This window comes from Streptomyces sp. Tu 3180, assembly GCF_009852415.1.
In the GTDB taxonomy this organism is placed as follows: Bacteria; Actinomycetota; Actinomycetes; order Streptomycetales; family Streptomycetaceae; genus Streptomyces.
The window spans coordinates 559,123-581,564 of record NZ_WOXS01000002.1 but is presented as its reverse complement, the minus strand read 5'-3'; the positions used below and the strand labels follow the sequence as shown (position 1 = coordinate 581,564).

Annotated in this window: 10 protein-coding genes; 2 read left to right on the top strand and 8 right to left on the bottom strand. The window is 74.6% G+C overall.

Features of this window, described 5'->3' with window-relative positions:
* Positions 1 to 81 precede the first annotated feature (81 nt).
* From GL259_RS03865 to mqnE, 8 genes are all read right to left on the bottom strand, one after another.
* The gene (locus tag GL259_RS03865; RefSeq protein ID WP_159529175.1) at positions 82 to 4,083 is read right to left on the bottom strand and encodes an AMP-binding protein; all 4,002 of its coding nucleotides are present in this window, start codon (positions 4,081 to 4,083) and stop codon (positions 82 to 84) included.
* Positions 4,084 to 4,096: 13 nt separating this feature from the next.
* Positions 4,097 to 4,948: an ABC transporter permease gene (locus GL259_RS03860; protein WP_159529173.1), complete on the bottom strand. Its 852-nt coding sequence runs from the start codon at positions 4,946 to 4,948 to the stop codon at positions 4,097 to 4,099.
* Positions 4,945 to 5,937 (bottom strand): ATP-binding cassette domain-containing protein, encoded by a 993-nt coding sequence (locus tag GL259_RS03855; RefSeq protein ID WP_159529171.1) that lies wholly within the window; start codon positions 5,935 to 5,937, stop codon positions 4,945 to 4,947. Before GL259_RS03855 ends, GL259_RS03860 begins: the two co-directional genes overlap by 4 nt.
* 50 nt (positions 5,938 to 5,987) lie before the next feature.
* The gene (gene mqnC / locus GL259_RS03850; RefSeq protein ID WP_208026425.1) at positions 5,988 to 7,193 is read right to left on the bottom strand and encodes a cyclic dehypoxanthinyl futalosine synthase; all 1,206 of its coding nucleotides are present in this window, start codon (positions 7,191 to 7,193) and stop codon (positions 5,988 to 5,990) included.
* A gap of 35 nt (positions 7,194 to 7,228) precedes the next feature.
* A complete protein-coding gene (locus GL259_RS03845) occupies positions 7,229 to 8,134 on the bottom strand; it encodes a menaquinone biosynthesis protein (RefSeq protein WP_159529169.1) in 906 nt (301 codons plus the stop codon).
* A 60-nt stretch (positions 8,135 to 8,194) separates the two neighbouring features.
* Complete coding sequence (locus tag GL259_RS03840) at positions 8,195 to 8,962, bottom strand: alpha/beta fold hydrolase (protein WP_159529167.1); 768 nt, start codon at positions 8,960 to 8,962, stop codon at positions 8,195 to 8,197.
* Positions 8,963 to 9,116: 154 nt separating this feature from the next.
* Entirely contained in the window at positions 9,117 to 9,422 is a 306-nt protein-coding gene (locus GL259_RS03835) for a ferredoxin (RefSeq protein WP_159529165.1), read from the bottom strand.
* Between the two features lie 69 nt (positions 9,423 to 9,491).
* Complete coding sequence (mqnE, locus tag GL259_RS03830; protein WP_159529163.1) at positions 9,492 to 10,655, bottom strand: aminofutalosine synthase MqnE; 1,164 nt, start codon at positions 10,653 to 10,655, stop codon at positions 9,492 to 9,494.
* 423 nt (positions 10,656 to 11,078) lie between these two features.
* Between mqnE and GL259_RS03825 the strand changes: the two genes are divergently transcribed.
* Together GL259_RS03825 and GL259_RS03820 are read left to right on the top strand one after the other, a co-directional pair.
* On the top strand, positions 11,079 to 11,939 hold the full coding sequence (locus GL259_RS03825; RefSeq protein ID WP_159529161.1) for a 1,4-dihydroxy-6-naphthoate synthase: 861 nt from the start codon (positions 11,079 to 11,081) through the stop codon (positions 11,937 to 11,939).
* Between the two features lie 354 nt (positions 11,940 to 12,293).
* Positions 12,294 to 22,427 (top strand): type I polyketide synthase, encoded by a 10,134-nt coding sequence (locus GL259_RS03820; protein WP_243762241.1) that lies wholly within the window; start codon positions 12,294 to 12,296, stop codon positions 22,425 to 22,427.
* Positions 22,428 to 22,442 lie beyond the last annotated feature (15 nt).

Sequence of the window (22,442 nt, the reverse complement as noted above, 5' to 3'; positions counted from 1 at the left end):
GGCGTTCGTGGCGGCGTCGAAGACGGCACCGGGCGGCAGCGCACCCGTCCGGTGCCCTGCCGCCCGGCTCGCCGGCCCGCCTCAGCCGGCGAGCAGCTCCTCGCGCAGATGACGGGCCAGCCCCGCCGGCGTCGCGAAGTCGAAGACCACCGACGCCGGCAGCGACAGCCCGGTCGCCGACTCCAGTGCGTTGCGCGCGGTCAGCGCGGTCAGCGAGTCGAACCCCAGGTCGCGGATCTCCTGGTCGGCGGGCACCTGTCCGGCGCCCGTGCGGCCCAGTGCCGTCGCGAAGTGCTCGCGCACCAGACGCAGCAGGATCTCCTCCTGCTCGGCGCCGGTGAGCGCGGCCAGGCGGTGCCGCAGTCCGCCGGGGTCGGCGAGCGCGTCGCGCGCGGCCCGCCGGACCGCACCCGGTGCGAGGCCGCGCAGCAGCGCGGCGCTCGCCGTGAGGGGCGCGACGGTGCGCGGGCGCGGTATCCCGGGCCGCTCGGCGGTGAGCGCCGGCCGTCCGGCGCCGACGGCCGCGGCGAACAGGTCGGCGGCCTCCTCCGGCGGTCCGGCCGGACCGCGCACCGACACGGCCGCCACCCCCGCCTCCCGCAGCCGGCGGGCGCAGACGTCGAACACCGCCGCCACCGCCGCGTCCGCCGGTCCCGCCTCCCGCGGGCCGGGCGTGACGAACACCACCGACGTCACCGCGCGGGCGGGCGCCGAGCGGACCAGCTCCAGGGCCGGGTCCACGACGGGGCGCAGCGCGGCGTCCACGTCGGCGTCCCGCTCGGCCCGTACGGAAGCGGAGAACACCACGGTCGCGGGGCCTTCGTCGAGCAGCGCCCGGACGGATCCGGCCGGGTCGCCGGGCTCCCACGGCACGAGGTCGCCGGGCCCGGCGGACGCCGGCGTCCGGTCGGCCGCGTTCTTCGCGAACGGCCCCGCCAGCAGCGGCCGGCACCCGGGCCACACGGCCGGCAGGAACTCCGCCGGACCGGCCTCCTCACCCGCGGCGAACAGCGCGATCCGCCCGGCCTCCGGGAAGCCGCCGGCGACCGCCGCGGGCAGCCGGGCGGCTCGCGGCCGGCGGACCTCGCCGCCGCGCAGCGCGAGCCGGGGCTCGCCCGAGGCGACCGCGTCCCGCACGCGCCGCCAGGAGCGCTTGACGTCGTCGGTCTCGATCAGCGTGAACCGGCCCGGCGCCCGGTCCTGGACCGCGCCGATCAGCCCCCACACCGCGGCGGCCGCCGGGTCCGGCGCGACACCGTCCTCCCGGGCGGCGAGAGCGCCGCGGGTCAGCACGACCAGACGGCTGTGCGCGAAGCGGGGGTCGGCCCAGTGCCGTACCCAGCCCAGCGCCTCGTCGACGGCCGCGCGCACCGCGTCGGCGGACGACGGGCCCTCCGGGGCCCCGGCCCGTGACACGACCACCACGTCCGGCACCGGGGCGCCCTCCTCCACCGAGGACAGCAGCTCCGGCAGACCGGGCCGGGTCTCGCAGTAGCGGCCGGCCGACATCAGCCCCGGGCGGGCCCGCAGCGGGTCCGCGCCGACGACCGTCCAGCGTTCCTGCCGCGGCGTCGCGCGGGGCAGGTCGCAGACGTCCCACACCTCCTCGAACAGGCCGTCCTGCTGGGCCGCGGACGCCGCCCGGACGGTACGGCGGGCCGGTGGCGCGAACGTCACCGAGCGCGCCGTGAGCACCGGGTCCCCGGCACCGTCCGCGGCGTCCACCGCCCAGGTCCCGTCCGCCGCGGCCCGCAGCCGCACCCGCAGCACCGACGCGTCCACCGCGTACAGGGACACCTCGCGCCAGGACACCGCGGCCGCCGGTTCCGGTGACCGCCCGAGCGCGGCCGCGAACGCCGCCTCCAGCAGCGCGGGGTGCACCTCGAACCCGTCCCGTGCCGCGGCCCGGTCCGGCAGCGACACCTCCGCGAACACCTCGTCGTCCCGCCGCCACACCGCGCCCGGCGTACGGTCGTCCGGCGCGGCGTCACCGGCGCCCTCGCGGCGGGCGTCCCGCGGGGGCCACACGGCCCCCGGGCCGTCCGGCTCCGGCACGGCGCCGGGCGCCACCGCACCCGTGGCGTGCCGGGTCCACGGGCGGCCCGCGGCGCCGTGCGCGTCCCGCCGCCCGTGCACCTCCACGCGCCGGACACCGGCGCCGTCCGCCGCGCCCACGGTCACCCGCAGCTGCACACCGCCCTCGCGCGGCACCACCAGCGGGTCCTCGGCCGCGAGCTCGGCCACGCGCGCGCAGCCGGCCCGGCCCGCCGCGTACAGCACCAGCTCCAGCAGCGCGGATCCGGCCAGGACCGTGCCGCCGCCGGTCCGCCGCAGCAGCGAGGGGTCGGTCCCGGCGGCGGTGAGACGGCCGGAGTACACCACTTCCTGCCGGCCGGGCAGCTCGACGCACGCGGTCAGCAGGGGATGACCGGTGTCGTCCAGGCCCAGGTCGGCGGCGCCGGTGTACCGCAGGACCGGCTCCGGTGCCCGCCGGTTCCGGCGCCACAGCAGCCGGCCGGGCAGACCGGCCAGCTCCTTGCGGACGACCTTCCCGGCCGGGTTGCGCGGCACCTCGGCGATCTCGTGGATCTCCTCCGGCAGCTTGAACGCCGACAGCCGTTCCCGGCACACGGCCAGCACGGCCTCGACGTCGATGCCCTCCGGGCCCGGCACCAGGTAGGCCGCCGGGACCTCGCCGAGCGACTCGTGCGGGATGCCCGCCACGGCCGCGTCGGCCACCCCGGGGGCCGCGGCGAGCGCCTGCTCCACCTCGCGCGGGTGGATGTTCTCCCCGCCGCGGATGATGAGTTCCTTGAGCCGGCCCGTGATCGTCACATAGCCGTCGGCGTCCTGCCGGGCCAGGTCACCGGTGCGGTACCAGCCGTCCGACAGGACGGCGGCGGTCTCCTCCGGCTGCCGGTGGTAGCCCAGCATCAGGGCGGGGCTGGAGACCCAGATCTCGCCCTCGGCGCCCGGTTCGACCTCCGCGCGGGTGCGCGGATCGGTCAGCCGCAGCGTCAGCCCGGGCAGCGGCACCCCGCACGAACCCGGCACGTACGGTCCGCCGGGCAGGTTGGTGGTGATGGCGCCGCCGGTCTCGGTGGAGCCGTAGCTGTCCAGCAGCCCGATGCCGAAGGCGGCCCGGAACTCCTCGTGCAGGGACCGCGGGCAGGAGGAGCCCGCGACCATGCACACCCGCAGCCGCGGCACCTCGACGGCGCCGGAGCGGGCGAGCTCCACCATGCGGTGGAACAGCGTCGGCACCCCCACCAGGAAGGTGGCGTCCTCCTCCCGCGCCCGGAGCAGCACCTCCTCGGCCGCCAGACCGTCGGTGATGCGGGCGCTCGCGCCGACGGCGACCACACCGAGCACGCAGATGTTGTGCGCCACCGCGTGGAAGAGGGGCATCGGCCACACCACGCGGTCCTGCGGCGACAGCCCCAGCAGCGGGGCGTTGCACGCCGCCGTCGCCCACAGGGAGCCGCGCTGCGTGGAGACGACGCCCTTGGGGCGGCCGGTCGTGCCGGAGGTGTAGAGCATCCAGGCCGGCTCGTCCAGACCCAGGTCGTCGCGGGGCGGGTCGCGCAGCGACCACGTCGACGCCAGCACCTCCCACAGCGGCAGCGTCTCGTCGCGGGCCTCGGCGAACCCCGGTTCGGAGGGGTCCCCGACCAGGATCACCACGACGTCCGGCCGGTCCGCGAGGACCCGGCGCACCTGCGGCAGCTGCGCGGCGCCCGTGATCACCACCCGGGCCGCGCAGTCCGCCAGCAGGTGGGCCAGTTCCGGGTCGGTCGACCGCGGGTTCAGCGGCACCCCCACGCCGGCGGCACGGGTGACGGCGAGATAGCTCTCCACCGTCTCCAGCCGGTTCGGCAGGTAGATCACCGCCGACTCGGCGCGGCCCAGTCCCAGGCCCACCAGGTGTCCGGCGACCCGCGCCGTGCGCCGGTCCAGTTCGGCCCAGGTGACCGAGCGGCGGCCGTCCTTGAAGGCGACGCGGTCCGGTTGCCGGGCCGCGTGCCCGGCGAGCAGTTCGTGCACCGGCCGGATCAGATCCGCCCGGAACGTGGCGTCCGTCATCGGGCCGTCCCCCTCAGGCACCGGCCGCACGGCAGCGGCGCACCGCCAGCGTCCGGCACACCACGGCGACGACCACCGACCAGGCCACCGAGACCAGCACCGGATGCTGCGCGGGCCAGGACCCGGGGGCGGCCGGCCCCGGATTGCCGAACAGCTCGCGTGCCGCCTGCACCGTCGCGCTCAGCGGATTCCACTCGGCGGCCCAGCGCAGCACCGTCGGCAGCGTGGACGGCGCCACGAACGCGTTGGACAGGAAGGTCAGGGGGAACAGCCACAGGAAGTTGCTGGTCGCCGCCGCCTCCGGGGCGCGCACCGACAGCCCGATGAGGACGCCCACCCACGACAGCGCGTACCCCATGAGCAGCAGCAGCGCGAAGGCCGCGGCCGCCCGGAGCGGACCGTGGTGGACGCGCCAGCCGACCAGCAGCCCGCACAGGACCATCACCACCATGACGGCCGCGTTCTGCACCAGGTCCGCGACCGTGCGCCCGGTCAGCAGCGCGCCCCGCGCCATCGGCAGCGACCTGAACCGGTCCACCATGCCGCTCCGCACGTCGGTGGCCATGCCGACGCTGCTGTTGCTGGCCGTGGCGAACGCGATGGTCTGGGCGAAGAACCCCGGCATCATGAACTCCCGGTAGGCCGCCGGACCCTCCGCGCCGGGCAGGCCGAAGGAGCCGGCGAAGAGGTAGGCGAAGAGCAGGACGAACACCACGGGCTGCACCAGGCTGAGGATCAGCACCTCGGGGATCCGGACCATGCGGATCACGTTGCGCCGCGTCACCACCAGGACGTCGCGCAGGGCCTTGGCGGCCGTACCGGGTTTCAGCTCGGGTACGGCGGGCGCCGTCGCCGGCACGTTCACCACTCCTTCCCGTTCGGCGCGCCGACGCCCACCGCGGTCCGTCCGGTGTCCCGGGGGCCGTTCTCGGTCAGGGCCAGGAAGACCTCGTCCAGGGTGGGGCGGCGCAGCCCGATGTCGGTGATCTCGATGCCCTCGGCGTCCAGCGCGGTGACGACCTCCGCCAGCAGCCGCACCCCGCCGTCGGCCGGCGCGGACACCGTGGCCCGGGGCCGGTCGACGTCCGGGGCACGGCCGGTGAGCCGGGCCAGCAGCCGTGCGGCGGTGTCGAGTTGTTCGGGCCAGGGCACGACCAGCTCGATGCGCCGGCCGCCGGCCCGGGCCTTGAGGTCGTGGGGAGTGCCACGGGCGACGATCCGTCCGCGGTCGACCACCGCGAGATCCTGGGCGAGCCGGTCGGCCTCCTCCAGGTACTGCGTCGTGAGCAGCAGCGTGGTGCCCTGCCGCACCAGGTCCTCGACGGCGTCCCACAGCAGCAGCCGGCTCGTCGGGTCCAGCCCGACCGACGGCTCGTCCAGGAACATCACCGAGGGCCTCACCACCAGCGCGCAGGCCAGGTCCAGCCGGCGCCGCATGCCGCCGGAGTAGGTGCTCGACACCCGGTCGGCGGCGCCGGCCAGGTCGAACCGGCCGAGCAGTTCGTCGGCGCGCCGCCGGGCCGCGCGGGAGCGCAGCCCGTACAGCTCGCCGATCATGCGGAGGTTCTCGCGGCCGGTGAGCCGGTCGTCGACGGCCGCGAACTGACCCGACAGACCGATCGAGAGCCGCACCGCGTCCGGGTCGCGGACCACGTCGTGACCGGCCACGGTCGCGGTGCCCGCGTCGGGGCGCAGCAGCGTGGTGAGCAGACGCACCATGGTCGTCTTGCCCGCTCCGTTGGGGCCCAGGAGCCCCAGCACGCTGCCTTCCGGCACGTCCAGGTCGACTCCGTCGACGGCCCGGACCTCGCCGAAGGTCTTCACCAGACCCGCGGCGTGAATGGCGCCCGCCATGGGCTTCTCCGTCCTTGTGCGCAGGGGTGGGGGTGGGGGAGCCCGGGTCGTCAGTTGGCGGACAGGAGCTTCAGCTCCGGGTGGGCGGTGCCGCCCTCGATGGCGGTGGAGGAGATGTGGGAGACCACGCGGTCGTCGACGGGGTCGTTCGCCGGGTCGTCGTGCACGACCAGGTGCTCGTACGTGGTGGAGCGCTGGGCCGGGACCCGTCCCGCCCTGCGGATCAGGTCGATGATCTCCAGCCGGTTGGAGCGGTGCCTGGCGCCGGCGGAGGAGACGACGTTCTCCTCCAGCATGATCGAGCCGAGGTCGTCCGCGCCGTAGTGCAGGGAGAGCTGGCCGACCTCCTTGCCGGTGGTCAGCCAGGAGCCCTGGATGTGGGCCACGTTGTCCAGGAACAGGCGGGCCACGGCGATCATCCGCAGGTACTCGAAGAGGGTGGCCTGGGTGCGGCCCTTCAGGTGGTTGTTCTCGGGCTGGTAGGTGTACGGGATGAAGGCGCGGAAGCCGCCCGTGCGGTCCTGCACGTCCCGGATCATCCGCAGGTGCTCGATGCGCTCGGCGTTGGTCTCGCCGGTGCCCATCAGCATGGTGGAGGTGGACTCCACGCCGAGGCTGTGCGCGATCTCCATGATCTCCAGCCAGCGCTCGCCGGACTCCTTCAGCGGGGCGATCGCCCTGCGCGGGCGCTCGGGGAGCAGTTCGGCGCCGGCGCCGGCGAAGGAGTCGAGCCCGGCCGCGTGGATCCGGGTGATGGCCTCCTCGACGCTCACCTTGGAGATCCGGGCCATGTGCTCGACCTCGCTGGCCCCCAGGCTGTGGATGACGAGCTGCGGGAACTCCTGCTTGATGGCGGCGAAGTGCCGCTCGTAGTACTCCACGCCGTAGTCGGGGTGGTGGCCGCCCTGGAACATGATCTGGGTGCCGCCGAGCTCGACCGTCTCGGCGCAGCGCCGCAGGATGTCGTCCAGGTCGCGGGTCCAGCCCTTGGCGGTGTCCTTGGGCGCGGCGTAGAAGGCGCAGAACCGGCACGCCGTCACGCACACGTTGGTGTAGTTGATGTTCCGCTCGATGATGTACGTCGCGATGTGCTCGGTGCCGGCGTACTTCCGGCGGCGCACCGCGTCGGCGGCGGCGCCCAGCGCGTGCAGCGGGGCGTCGCGGTAGAGGTCGAGCGCCTCCTCGGGGGTGATCCGCCCACCGGCGGCGGCACGGTCGAGGACGGACTGCAGGGGGTGGTGCGCGGGTCGGGACACGGGGCCGGCCTTTCCGGGCGTGGTCGGGGACGGGATCAGGAAGCAGCGGGTTCGAGCAGCCGGACCACGACGTCGGGCGGGAAACCCGCGTCGTCGCCGCCGACCCGGCGGGCGAACTCGGAGATGCCGGCGAGCTGGGCCCGGCCGAGGCTGAAGTCGAGCGCCGTGGTGTAGTAGCGCTCCAGCGTCGCGGCGTCGAACTCCTCCCACCGGGCGGCCTGTTCGCACACCTTGGTCACCTCGGCCAGCGACAGGTCGCGGGAGGCGAGCAGACCGGCGTGGACCCGGCGCACCAGCTCCGGTTCCCGGGCCAGGAAGTCGCGACGGGCCGCGAAGACGGCGAAGACGAAGGGCAGACCCGTCCAGTCCTTCCACATCCGGCCCAGGTCGTGCACCCGCAGCCCCCTCCTCGGCGCCTCGTGCAGGGCCGCGCGCAGCGCCGCGTCACCGATGACCACGGCGGCCTTCGCCTCGGACATCATGGTGCGCAGGTCGGGCGGGCAGACGTAGTACTCGGGACGCACCCCGACGCGCTCGGCCAGCAGCAGCCGCGCCAGGCGCACGGAGGTGCGGCTGGTCGAGCCCAGCGCGACGCGCTGACCGTCGAGGTCCTCCAGCGGCACCTGACTGACGATCAGACAGGACATCACGTCGCCGTCGCTGCCGACCGCGATGTCCGGCAGGGCCACCAGGTCGTCCGCGTGCCGCAGGAACTCCAGCAGACTGATCGGACCGATGTCGAGGTCGCCCGCGGTCAGCGCGTCGTTGAGGCCGTCCGGGGTGTCGGTGCGCAGCTCCATGTCCAGGAGGGCGCCGGTGCGGGCCAGCCCCCAGAACAGCGGCAGGCAGTTGAGGAACTGGATGTGTCCCACCCGGGGCCGGCGCCGGCGCACCGGGGTCGGTGCCGGCGCCGGTGCCTCGGGGGCGAGTTGCTCGGTCATGGTGCACGGCTCCCGGAACGGGTCGAGGGGGAGGGGCGGGGGGAGGGAGGGCGGCGGGGGTCAGGCCCGGCCGGTGACGCGGGCGGCGGCGAAGTGCTCGGTCAGCACGGCCAGCACCTCGTCGGGCCGTTCCGACAGGAAGAAGTGGCCGCCGGAGAAGACGCGCACGTCGCAGCCGGCCTCGGTGTGCCCGCTCCAGGCGCGGGCCTCCTCCAGCGTCGTGCGGGGGTCCGCGTCCCCGGTCAGCACGGTGACGGGGCAGCGCACCCGGGCGCCGGGCTCGCAGCGGTAGGTCTCCACGGCCCGGTAGTCGCTGCGGATGGCGGGCAGCACCATGCGCAGCAGCTCCTCGTCCTGGAGGACCTTGGCGTCCGTGCCGGCCAGGGCGCGCAGTTCGGCGACCACCCCGTCGTCGTCGAGCGTGTGCACGCGCTCGTCACGGGTCCTGGAGGGGGCACGCCGGCCCGAGGCGAACAGCCGGACCGGTCCGCTCCCGGCACGCTCCGCACGCCGGGCCGTCTCGAAGGCGACCAGGGCCCCCATGCTGTGCCCGAAGAAGGTCAGCGGACGGTCGTCCCAGCCGGCCAGCGCCGCCGCCACCCCGTCCGCGAGTTCGGCGACGGAGGCGGGCGCCGGTTCGCCGCGGCGGTCCTGGCGTCCGGGGTACTGGATCGCGAGGACGTCGACACCGGGGCTCAGCGCGGCCGCGACGGGCACGTAGAAACTGGCCGATCCGCCGGCGTGCGGAAAGCACACCAGGCGGTCGGCCGCGTCGGGGGAGGGCCGGAACCTGCGGATCCACAGGTTGTCGGAGGGGGTGGTGCTCATGGGACGAGGGTGTCCTTCCCGGGTGTCGACGTGCCCGCTCCGCGGGCAGGGGGCCTCGGGCGCGGGTCGCGGGGGTGCGGTGAGGAGGAGGGGCGGGGCCGCCGGCCCGCCGGGGGACCGGTCCGGCGGCCCCGCCCGGCGGGGGAGGGGGCGGTCAGGCGTCCACCGCGTCGGGCCCGTGGATCTCGACCCCGTCGGCGACGCGGCGGACGTGGATGCACTCGCCGGGGCACTCCTTGGCCGAGTCGACCACGTCGGTGAGCAGCTCCAGCGGGATCCTCGTCGCCGCGCCGGGCTCCTGCAGCAGTTCGTCCTGCTCGCTCTTCACGTAGGCCAGTCCGTCGATGTCCAGCTCGAACACCTCGGGCGCGTACTGGGCGCAGATGCCGTCACCGGTGCACAGGTCCTGGTCGATCCAGACTTCCAGGTCCTCGTTGTTCGTCGTCTGGGGGACATTCACACCTGCCTGGCGGGGTCGTCGTGGGTTTGCGGACGCGGGAGGGAGGAGACCACGGTGCCGTCCGCCGGGTCAGACCCGCATCGGCTGCGGGGACTCCCGGCGTGCCGGGTCGGGGCCGTCGTACTCGCGGATGATCTCGTAGCGCGTGTTGCGCTCCACCGGGCGGAAGCCGGCGTCGCGGATCAGGTCCAGCAGGTCCTCGCGGGTCAGCTTGTCCGGGGTGCCGTAGTTGTCGGCGTCGTGCGTGATCTTGTACTCGACCACCGAGCCGTCCATGTCGTCCGCGCCGTGCTGCAGCGCCAGCTGCGCGGTCTGCACGCCGTGCATCACCCAGAAGACCTTGACGTGCGGCACGTTGTCGAACAGCAGCCGGGAGACGGCGAACGTCTTCAGCGCCTCCGCGCCGGTGGCCATCCGGGTGCGCGCCTGCAGCCGGTTGCGGACCTTGCCGTCCTTCACGTCCACGAAGTCGTGCTGGTAGCGCAGCGGGATGAACACCTGGAAGCCGCCGGTCTCGTCCTGCAGCTCACGCAGCCGCAGCACGTGGTCCACCCGGTGGCGGGGTTCCTCGATGTGGCCGTAGAGCATGGTGCACGGGGTCTTCAGCCCCTTCTGGTGCGCCAGCCGGTGGATGCGCGACCAGTCCTCCCAGTGGGTGCGGTGGTCGACGATGTGCTGCCGCACCTCCCAGTCGAAGATCTCCGCGCCGCCGCCGGTCAGCGACTCCAGGCCCGCGTCGATCAGCTCGTCGAGGATCTGCGAGGCGGACAGCCCGGAGATGGTCTCGAAGTGGTGGATCTCGGTGGCGGTGAACGCCTTCAGCGACACCCCCGGCAGGGCGGCCTTCAGCTCGCGCAGGGAACGCGGGTAGTAGCGCCACGGCAGGTTCGGGTGCAGCCCGTTGACGATGTGCAGCTCGGTGAGGTTCTCCGGCTCCATCGCCTTGGCCAGCCGCACCGCCTCCTCGATGCGCATCGTGTACGCGTCCTTCTCCCCCGGCTTGCGCTGGAAGGAGCAGTACGCGCAGGAGGCGGTGCACACGTTCGTCATGTTGAGGTGGCGGTTGACGTTGAAGTGCACCACGTCGCCGTTCAGCCGCGTCCGCACCTCGTGCGCCAGCCCGCCCAGCCAGGCCAGGTCGTCCGACTCGTACAACGCGATGCCGTCCTCACGGGACAGCCGCTCACCGGAGCGGACCTTCTCCTCCAGCTCGCGCTTGAGCCCAGCGTCCATGGCCGGGAACCTCCTCGATCAGTGCCTCGTGGCACACGTAGTGGGTCCGAGCACGCGCAGCACGTGGCTCGTCGGCCCCGGAACGCGACGAACTCCCGAGGACCGTGGACCGGTCGTCCCGCCCAGGGACGGCCGGGCGGGACGGATCACAGCCGCACCATCCGGGCGGTCGCGTCGAAGCAGGCCGGCGGGAACCCGCGGAGCCGGCCAACGATCCGGACGCCACGGGCCCCGGCCGGACGACGGGGCGTCGACACCGCGCCGGGTGGGGCCCTCCCATCCTCGGGGAGGGCAGTCTGGGGAAAACCCCATACCCGCAACGGCTTTGCTGAGGGCGACGACCCCGTGCCACCCGGCACGCCCCGGGCCGAACGGCACGTTCCGGGCCGGGCGGCAGACCGCAGACCGAGGAAGCCCCTGCCCATGACGCCACCGCTGACCCTGGCGCACTCGCCGTGCCCCAACGACACGTTCGTCTTCCACGCCTGGACCGAGGGGCTGCTCCCGGAAGCCCCCGAGGTGCGGCTCACCTTCGCCGACATCGACGTCACCAACGGGATGGCCGCACGCGGTGAACTGGACGTGCTGAAGATCTCCTACGGCGCGCTGCCCCACGCCCTGGACGACTACGCCCTGCTGCCGTGCGGCGGAGCCCTCGGCTACGGGTGCGGTCCCCTCGTCCTGTCCGCCGGACCCCGCGGGCCCGCCGCACTGACCGGGGCCCGGATCGCCGTCCCCAGCACCAGCTCCACCGCCTACCTGCTGTTCCGGCTGTGGGCGGCCGAAGCCGTACCGGGCGGCATCGGCGACATCACCGTCCTGCCGTTCCACGAGATCATGCCGGCCGTCCGCGACGGCCGCGTCGACGCCGGCCTGGTCATCCACGAGGCCCGCTTCACCTACGGGCGCCACGGTCTGCACCGCGTGGCCGACATGGGCGAGGAATGGGAGAAGCTGACGGGCCTGCCCATCCCCCTCGGCGCCATCGTCGCCCGCCGCTCCCTCGGCGAGCCCCTGCTGCACCGGATCGCCGACGCCGTACGGGACTCGCTGCGCGCCGCCCGCCGCACACCCACCGCCTCCCGCGCCTACGTCCTGCGGCACGCCCAGGAGATGGAACCGGACGTCGTCGACCAGCACATCGGCCTCTACGTCAACGAGTTCACCCTCGGACTCGGCCGGGACGGCCTGCACGCCGTCCGCACCCTGCTCGACCGCTCCGCCCGGCTGGGCCTGCTGCCGCCGCTGCCGGACGGAGCGCTGGAGGCGACCGCCCGCCTGTGAGCGGCGCCCCCCGCCGCACGGCCCGGCGGACGAGGACCGGGCGGCTCAGGCCCGGGAGGCTCACGGCTTGGGCGGCTGCCGGCCCCGGCGGACACCCGGGCGCCCGGGAAACCGCGCGACAAGGCTAGGAGTTCTCTTAGAGCCCCGGCCGAACCTCCGGAACCGTCCCGGGCCGTCCCCATAATCGCCCTGGAGGACGGCCCGGCACCGGGAGCGCCACGGCCGCCCTCCGCGAGGGCGCCGGCGCCGGACCCGCCCTCGCCCGGCCCCGGCACCCACGGTGCCGGGGCCGACACGATGGCCCGTGCCCCCACCGGCGAGCCTCCGCGCCCGCCGCCGAAGGGAGACCGCTCCGTGAGCGAGGACAAGCTTCGCGACTTCCTGACCCGAGTCTCCACCGACCTCCGGCGCACCCGCGCGCGGCTGCGCCAGGTCGAGGCCAAGGCGACGGAACCCATCGCGGTCGTCTCCATGAGCTGCCGCTACCCCGGCGGGGTCCGCACCCCCGAAGACCTGTGGCACCTCGTCGACACCGGCACGGACGGCATCTCCGGCTTCCCCGACGACCGGGGCTGGGACCTGGACGCCCTCTACCACCCCGACCCCGCCCACCCGGGGACCTGCTCCACGCGGGAAGGGGGGTTCCTGCACGACGCCGCCGACTTCGACCCCGCCTTCTTCGGCATGTCACCCCGCGAGGCACTCGCCACCGACCCGCAGCAGCGGCTCTTGCTCGAACTGACCTGGGAAGCCCTCGAACGCGCCGGCCTGCGCCCCTCCGACCTGCGCGGCAGTGCCACCGGCGTGTTCGCGGGCGTGATGTACAACGACTACGCCACCCGCTTCCTCGAGCCGCCCGCAGGGGTCGAGGGCCACCTCGGCAACGGCAGCGCGGCCAGCATCGCCTCCGGCCGCATCTCCTACACCTTCGGTTTCGAAGGCCCGGCCCTGACCGTCGACACCGCCTGCTCCTCCTCGCTGGTCGCCCTGCACCTGGCCGTCCAGGCACTGCGCGCCGGGGAATGCGACCTCGCCGTGGCCGGCGGCGTCGCCTTCATGTCCACCCCCGTCACCTTCCTGGAGTTCAGCAGGCAGCGCGGACTCTCGCCCGACGGACGCTGCAAGTCCTTCGCCGAGGCGACCGACGGCACCGGCTGGGGCGAGGGCGCGGGCCTGCTCCTGCTCGAACGCCTCTCCGACGCCCGCCGCAACGGCCACCAGGTCCTCGCCGTCATCCGCGGCTCCGCCGTCAACCAGGACGGTGCGAGCAGCGGTCTCACCGCCCCCAACGGCCCCGCGCAGCAACGCGTCATCCGCGCAGCGCTGGCCTCCGCCGGACTCTCCCCGGCCGACGTCGACGCCGTCGAGGCGCACGGCACCGGCACCCCCCTCGGCGACCCGATCGAGGCGCAGGCCCTGCTCGCCACCTACGGCCAGGACCGGCCGGACGGCCGGCCCCTGTGGCTGGGCTCCCTCAAGTCGAACATCGGCCACACCCAGGCCGCGGCAGGGGTCGGCGGCGTCATCAAGATGGTCCAGGCCCTGCGCCACGAACGTCTGCCGCGCACCCTGCACGTCGACACCCCCACCACGAAGGTCGACTGGACCGAGGGCGACGTACGCCTGCTCACCGAGCCGGTCGCCTGGCCGCGGACCGGACGCCCGCGTCGTACGGGAGTGTCCGCGTTCGGTGTCTCCGGCACCAACGCCCACGTCATCCTGGAGGAGGCCCCGCCCGCCGAACCGGCCGACGACGCGCCCGCCGGCCCGGACGACGACGCGGCCGTCAGCCGGGGTGACGACGTGGACACGGCCCGGCCGGCCGCACACACGTCGCCGGTGCTGCCCTGGATCCTCTCCGCGCACACCCCCGGCGCCCTCGAGGGACAGGCTCGTGCCCTCCTGGACCACATCGAGGCCCACCCCGGCGCGGACGACCGGGCCGTCGCCCACACACTGGCCACCCGGCGCACCTTCTTCGAACACCGCGCCGTCGTCCTCGGCACCGACCGGGGCGCCCTCCTCACCGGTCTGCGCGCTCTCAGCGCCGGTGAGTCCACGGCGAACACGGTGACCGGCAGCGCACGCCGCGGCGGCAAGGTCGCGTTCCTGTTCTCGGGTCAGGGGGCGCAGCGTGCGGGGATGGGGCGGGAGCTGTACGCGGCGTTCCCGGTGTTCGCGGAGGCCTTCGACGCGGTGTGCGCGCACGTCGGCGGCGAGCTGAGGGACGTCGTCTTCGGCGGTGACGCGGAGCGCCTGGCACGCACGGAGTGGACGCAGCCGGCGTTGTTCGCGGTCGAGGTGGCGTTGTTCCGGCTGCTGGAGTCCTGGGGGGTGCGCCCGGACTTCGTGGGCGGGCATTCGGTCGGTGAGATCGCGGCCGCGCACGTGGCGGGGGTGCTGTCCCTGGAGGACGCCTGCACGCTCGTGGCAGCGCGGGGCCGGCTCATGCAGGCGCTGCCGCCGGGTGGGGCGATGGTGGCGGTGGAGGCAGCCGAGGACGAGATCGTCCCGCTGCTGGACGGGCGTGAGGCGTCGGTGGCCGCGGTCAACGGCCCCCGCGCCGTGGTGATCTCCGGCGCCGAGGCGGCCGTGTCCGAGGTGGCCGCGGAGCTGGCCGGACGGGGTCGGCGCACCACCCGTCTGCGGGTCTCGCACGCCTTCCACTCACCCCTGATGGAACCGATGCTGGACGCCTTCCGCCAAGTCGCCGAGGGCATCACCTACACCGCCCCGGCCCTCCCGGTCGTCTCCCACATCACCGGCCGGCTCGCCGTCGAGGACGAGCTGACCACCGCCGAGTACTGGGTGCGCCACGTGCGTGAGGCGGTCCGGTTCGCCGACGGCGTCACCGCCCTGGCGGCGGAGGGCGTCACCCGGTTCGTGGAGGTCGGCCCCGACGCCACCCTCACCGCCCTGGCCCGCACCTGCGTGCCGGACGAGCAGGGACTGCTGTTCGCAGCCACCCTCCGCAAGGACCGCGACGAGGCGCACACCGTCGTGTCCGCCCTGGCGTCCCTGCACACCACGGGACTGACCGTCGACTGGAACGCCCTCCTCCCGGGTCCCCACCCCCTCGCCGAACTGCCCACCTACGCCTTCGAGCGGCGCCGCTACTGGCTCGACCCGGTCACCGGCCACCCCGGCCGCCGCGGCGACCACCCGCTGCTGTCCGCCGGCACCCATCTCGCCGACTCGACCACCGTCATGGCGACCGGACGCCTCTCCCGCCGCAACCAGCCGTGGCTCGCCGGCCTCGCCACCGGCGGCAGCACCTCGGTGCCCGGATCCGTCCTCACCGACCTCGCCCTGCACACCGGACGCGCCCTGGGCGCCCACCACCTCGCCGAACTGCACATCGACGTCCCGTTGCCGCTCCCGGCCACCGGTGAGACCGAGGTGCAGACGGTCACCGAGGCGGGCGACGGCGAGGACCGTTGGCGCTTCGCCCTCTACGCACGGCCGCTCGCCCCCGACGCCGACCGGACCGACGAGCTCCGGCCCTGGACGCGCCACGCCCACGGCACACTGATCCGTGTCCGGGACGAGGAACCGGCCGGCAGCCCCGCCGGCACGGAGGGAACCTGGCCGCCCTCCGGAGCGGTTCCGGTCGATCCCGAAGAGCTGTACGGAGCCCTCGACGTCCAGGACGCCGCGGATCCGGCTCCGCGCTCCCTCAAGGCCGTCTGGCGCCGGGCGGACGACATCTTCGCCGAAGTCGCGCTGGACGAGGGCCAGGAGGCGGATGCCGCGCGGTTCGCCGTGCACCCCGCCCTCCTGGACGGCGCGCTGGTCGCCCTCACCGCGCTCGGCCACCCCGCCCCCCGGCTGCTCACCTGGTCCGGTCTCACCCTGCACGCCCACGCGGCCACCTCGGTCCGCGTCCACATCACCCCGGCTTCCGGCACCGGAGCCACGCTCCGGCTGCTGGACGGCACGGGCACCCCCGTACTGACCGCGCAGGCGGTCTCGGTCACACCTCACGATCCGAACGACCTCCCGGCGGACGCCCCGGGGCTCACCGGAGACCTCTACACCGTCGCCTGGACCCCCGCCGGGCCCGCCTCCCTGCCGGAACCCGCTTCGACGACCCGGCTCACCGGCCCGGACGACATCCTCGAAGACGTCTCCGACACCCCGTACGCCGAACTGGTCGTCGTCCCCTGGAACTCCGCCGGCGCCGTCACGGCAGCCGGTGTGCACACGTCCACCGCGCACGCCCTGGCCCTGCTCCAGCGCTGGCTCACCGACCCCCGCGCCACCCGCTCGCGCCTCCTGCTGGTCACCCGGCGCGCGGTCGCCGTGACCGGCGACGAGACGGCCACCGACCTGGAGGCCGCCGCGGTCCGCGGGCTCGTGAAGTCGGCCCAGTCCGAGAACCCGGGCCGCTTCCTGCTCCTCGACACCGACGAAGCCCCTTCGGACGACGACATCGCTCTCGCCGCCCGCCTCGGCCACGAGGAGCTCGCGCTCCGCGGCGGACGGGTCCTCGCCCCCTCCCTCACGCGGGCGGACGCCACCCGGGCGGGCGCCACAGCGGGAACCGCCGTCGCGGCCTTCGACCCGGACCGGACCGTCCTGATCACCGGCGGCACCGGCACCGTAGGAGCGGCCACGGCCCGCCACCTCGTCGTCCGTCACGGCGTCCGGCACCTCCTGCTCCTGACGCGTCGCGGAACGGACGCCCCGGGAGCGGCCGAACTGGTCGCCGAACTGGCCGCCCACGGTGCTCGGGCCACCGTGGTGAGCTGTGACGCCGCCGACCGCGACGCCCTCGCCGACGTCATCCGCGAGATCCCCGACGACCATCCCCTCGGCGCCGTGGTCCACGCCGCCGGCGTCCTCGACGACGGAGTCATCACCTCCCTCACCCCGGCCCGGCTCTCCGCCGTGCTGCGCCCCAAGGTCGACGCCGTGTGCAACCTGCGCGACCTCACCAGGGACCACCGGCTGTCGGCGTTCGTGATGTTCTCCTCGGCCGCGGCCACCCTCGCAGGCCCCGGCCAGGCCAACTACGTGGCCGCGAACAGCTTCCTCGACGCCTTCGCCTCCGCCCTGCGGGCGGAGGGCCGCCCCGCGCTGTCCATCGCCTGGGGGCTGTGGGAGGCCGACAGCTCCATGACCCGGGAGCTGACCGGTGCCGCCCACAGCAGGGCCGCACGCAACGGCGTCATGGCGCTGCCCACCGACGACGCCCTGGCCCTCTTCGACCGTGCCCTGGCCCATACCGGCGGCACTCCCGTACCGCTGCGCCTGGACCGGGCCGCCCTGCGCCGCACCGCCGACCGGCTCCCGCCCCTGCTGCGCTCCCTGACGGGCCGTCCGGCCCTGCGCACGGCGGTTGCGGCCGCTCAAGGAACCCCTGCTCACGAGAGGTTCGCGCAGCTGCCGGAGCCGAGGCGCCGCGACGCCGTGACCGATCTCGTGCGCACCACCCTGTCCTTCGTACTGGGACACGCGCCGGGCACATCCGTCGGCCTCGACCTGCCGTTCACCCAGCTGGGGCTGGACTCCCTGACCTCCCTCGAGCTGCGCAACACCCTCAGCCGTGAGACCGGCCTGACGCTGCCGGCCACGCTCGCGTTCGACTGCCCCACTCCCCGGGCGGTCGTGGACCACCTGCTGACATCCCTCGGCCCGTCGGCACAGCAGGACGTCCCCACGGTCCCCGCGCCCCCGAACGGCCCGAGCGGTACGCCGTCCGACGACCCGATCGCCATCATCGGGATGGGCTGCCGCTTCCCGGGCGGAGTGGAGAGCCCCGAACAGTTCTGGGACGTACTCCTGCGCGGCGAGGACACCATCGGTGAGTTCCCCGCCGACCGCGGCTGGTCCGAAGTGCCCGCTCTCGGCATGCCGGATGCGGGTGGTGTGCGGCTGGGGGGTTTCCTGGACGACGTGGCCGGGTTCGACGCGGAGTTCTTCGGGATCTCGCCGCGTGAGGCGGTGGCGATGGATCCGCAGCAGCGGTTGTTGCTGGAGTCGTCGTGGGAGGCGGTGGAGCGGGCGGGTGTCGATCCGGGGTCGTTGCGCGGGGCTCGGGTGGGGGTGTTCGCGGGGACCAACGGGCAGGACTATCCGGCCTTGTTGGGTGTGGCGGAGGGTGACTTCGGCGGGTACGTGGGCACGGGCAACGCGGCGAGTGTGATGTCCGGTCGTCTGGCCTATGTGCTGGGGCTGGAGGGGCCGGCGGTCACGGTGGACACGGCGTGCTCGTCGTCGTTGGTGGCGTTGCATCTGGCGGTGCAGTCGCTGCGGCGGGGGGAGTGCGATCTGGCGCTGGCGGGCGGGGTGACGGTGATGTCGACGCCGGGTGCCTTCGTGGAGTTCGCCCGTCAGGGGGGTCTGGCGGGGGACGGCCGGTGCAAGGCGTTCGCGGAGGGGGCGGACGGGACCGGGTGGGGTGAGGGTGTCGGTGTGCTGCTGGTGGAGCGGCTGTCCGACGCGCAGGCGAACGGTCGTCGGGTGCTGGCGGTGGTGCGGGGTTCGGCGGTGAACCAGGACGGTGCGTCGAACGGGTTGACGGCGCCGAACGGTCCGTCGCAGCAGCGGGTGATCCGCGCGGCGCTGGCGGACGCGGGGGTGTCGGCGGCGGACGTGGACGCGGTGGAGGCGCACGGGACGGGGACCCGGCTGGGGGATCCGATCGAGGCGCAGGCGCTGCTGGCCACCTACGGCCAGGACCGCGAGCGCCCTTTGTGGCTGGGGTCGGTGAAGTCGAACCTGGGTCACACGCAGGCGGCGGCGGGGGTGGCCGGTGTGATCAAGATGGTGGAGGCGCTGCGGCGCGGTGTGCTGCCGGCGACGCTGCACGTGGATGCGCCCTCTTCCCGGGTGGACTGGTCGGCCGGCGCCGTGCGACTGGTCACCGAGCGGCGGGAGTGGCCCGACACCGGCCGTGCCCGGCGGGCGGGTGTGTCCTCGTTCGGGCTGAGCGGCACCAACGCCCACGTCATCCTCGAACAAGCCCCGCAGGAGACGACCGCCCAGCCGGCGGAGTCTGACGCTCCGCCCCTGACTCCGTGGCTCGTCTCGGGCGAGGGCGGTGACCTCCTTCGTGCACAGGCGATCCGTCTGCACGCATACGTCCGGACCAGCCCGGACATCGGCCCCGACGCCGTGGCCGCCGCGCTGGCGACGCAGCGGACCTCCTTCACGAACCGAGCCGTGATCCGGGGGCGTGATCGCGAAGAACTCATGACCGGGCTCCTGGCGCTCGCCGAAGACCGTGCCGCTCCCCAGGTCACGGTGGGCACCGTCACCGAGGGCCGCACGGCGTTCCTGTTCTCGGGTCAGGGGGCGCAGCGTGCGGGGATGGGGCGGGAGCTGTACGCGGCGTTCCCGGTGTTCGCGGAGGCCTTCGACGCGGTGTGCGCGCACGTCGGCGGCGAGCTGAGGGACGTCGTCTTCGGCGGTGACGCGGAGCGTCTGGCACGCACGGAGTGGACGCAGCCGGCGCTGTTCGCGGTCGAGGTGGCGTTGTTCCGGCTGCTGGAGTCCTGGGGGGTGCGCCCGGACTTCGTGGGCGGGCATTCGGTCGGTGAGATCGCGGCCGCGCACGTGGCGGGGGTGCTGTCCCTGGAGGACGCGTGTGCGCTGGTGAGCGCGCGGGGCCGGCTGATGCAGGTTCTGCCGTCGGGTGGGGCGATGGTGGCGGTGGAGGCCGCCGAGGACGAGGTGCTGCCCCTGCTCAAGGGGCGTGAGGCGTCGGTGGCCGCGGTCAACGGCCCCCGCGCCGTGGTGATCGCGGGCGACGAAGGGGCCGTGTCCGAGGTGGCCGCGGAGCTGGCCGCACAGGGCCGCCGCACCACCCGTCTGCGGGTCTCGCACGCCTTCCACTCACCCCTGATGGAACCGATGCTGGACGCCTTCCGCCAAGTCGCCGAGGGCATCACCTACACCGCCCCGGCCCTCCCGGTCGTCTCCCACGTCACCGGCCGGCTCGCCATCGAGGACGAGCTGACCACCGCCGAGTACTGGGTGCGCCACGTGCGTGAGGCGGTCCGGTTCGCCGACGGTGTCGCCGCCCTGGCGGCGGAGGGCGTCACCCGGTTCGTGGAGGTCGGCCCCGACGCCACCCTCACCGCCCTGGCCCGCACCTGCGTGCCGGACGAGCAGAGACTGCTGTTCGCAGCCACCCTCCGCAAGGACCGCGACGAGGTGGACACGATCCTGGAGAGCGTGGCCGCCGGGCACACGACCGGGATGGCGGTCGACTGGGCGTCGGTGATCGGTGCCAGGTCCACGGAAGGGGTGACACTTCCGACCTACGCCTTCCGGCACGAGCGGTTCTGGCCGCAGACGAAGCGGGCGCGTACGGCGGACCAGCCCGAAGGCGTCGGCGTCGTGGACGGTGCCGACACCTGGGAGGCGGTCGCTCCCGGGGAGTCCCGTGAACTGGCGCGCTCCCTCGGCGTCGGTGAGGAGGTCGTCGAGAAGGTCGTGTCCGGTCTCGCCGCTCGGCGGCGGGAGCGGTCCCTGCGCGCCCAGGTGGACGGCTGGCGGTACCGCATCACCTGGGAGCCGGTCACGCCGCCTCCGGCACCCGGCGGAACGGGGCGATGGCTGGTGCTCCACCCGGCCGACGGATCGGAGGGGCTCGACACCGTCGTCGAGGCGCTGCCCGGCTGCCTGCCGCTCGCCGTCCCGACGCGCGCCGACCGCACCTCTCTGGCCCGCGACCTGGCCGCGGCGGTCCGTGGTGCTTCCCTCGCCGGAGTGGTCGTCCTGCCCGACTCGTTCCCCTGGGCCCTCACCGCCGTCCAGGCGCTCGGCGACGTCGGCACGACCGGCCCCGTCTGGTGCGTCACCACCGGTGCCGTGTCCGTCGGGCACCCCGCGGACGGCCCCGTGCATCCGGAACGGGCCGCCGTCTGGGGGCTCGGGCGGGTGGCGGCCCTGGAGCACCCCGACCGCTGGGGCGGATTGATCGACCTGCCGTCGACGCCCGATGCGCACACGCCCGGCCTGCTCGCGGCAGCGGTCGCCTCCTCGGACGAGGACCAGCTCGCCCTGCGGGCCGACAGGACCTTCGCGCGTCGTCTTCGCGAGCATCCGGCCCCCCTGCCGGCCGTGACCGGCTGGAAGTCGCCGAGGCGGGTGCTCGTCACCGGCGGCACCGGTGCCCTCGGCGGGCACGTGGCGCGCTGGCTCGCCGAGCGGGGCGCGCACGAGGTCGTGCTCGCCGGCCGGCGCGGCCCCGACTCCCCGGACGCGGGCCGGCTCGTGGAGGAGGTACGCGCCGCGGGAGCGGAACGGGTACATGTCGAACGGTGCGACGTGGCCGACCGTGATGCGGTCGCCGCCCTCCTCGCCCGGCACCGCGTCGATGCCGTCTTCCACGCCGCCGGCGTACCCGACTCCACGCCCATCGACGAGGTCGACGAGGAACACCTGGCCGACGTCTGGTCGGCAAAGGCGGAAGGTGCCGCGCATCTGGACGAGTTGACGCGGGGACGGGGGCTGGAGGCGTTCGTGGTGTTCTCGTCGATCGCGGGCGTGTGGGGGAGCGGCAGGCAGGGCGTGTACGCGGCGGCGAACGCGTGCGCCGACGCGGTCGTGGAAGCGCGCCGAGGCCGCGGCGACGCGGGACTGTCCGTGGCGTGGGGCCCGTGGTCGGGCGGGGGAATGGTGTCGAGTGTGGGTGCGGTGGAGCTGGAGCGCCGCGGGCTGCGGACGATGGAGCCCCGGCGTGCACTGCTGGGACTGGGGCGTGCGCTGGAGGCGGGGGACGGCGCGGTGGTGGTGGCGGACGTGGAGTGGGAGCGGTTCGTTCCCGCGTTCACCGGCCGTCGGCCCAGCCGCCTGCTGAGCACCGTCCGCGCCGTCCGCGCCCTCGGCACCGGCGGCCCCGCCGGGGACGAACGCACGACGGGGATCACCACGGGAAGCGCCACGAGGAGCACGACGGTCGGCGCGGCCGAGGACGTTCGCGAGCGTCTGGTGCGACGCCTGGCCGACCGGCCCGAGAGGGAACGGCGCCGGGCCCTGCGCGAACTCGTCCAGGAACGGGCGACCTCCGTGCTCGGCCGGTCCGCCGATCGCGCGGTGCACGTCGACCGGCCCTTCAAGGACGTCGGGTTCGACTCCCTCACCGCCGTCGAACTGCGCAACGGACTGAGCGCCGAAACCGGCCTGCGGCTGCCCCCGTCCCTCGTCTTCGACCATCCCACCCCGCGGCACCTCGCCGATCACCTCCACGACGAACTCTTCGCGGAACCCCAGTCGGCCACCGGTCCGCTTCCCGCGGTGGCCGAGCGGGACGAGGCCCGCCTCCGTGACGCCCTCGCCGCCATCCCCTACGCCAAGTGGCGGGAGAGCGGCCTGCTGACGGCCGTGCTCGCCCTGGCGGAGGGCGAGAACCACGCGCCGGGCGCACCGCCTCGGGACGCCGGCACCGACGCCACGGACGCCACCGACACCAACGGCATCGGCTCCATGGACGTCGACGCCCTCGTCCAACTGGCCCTCGGGGACGCCTCCTCCTGAGGCTTCGTCTCCCGA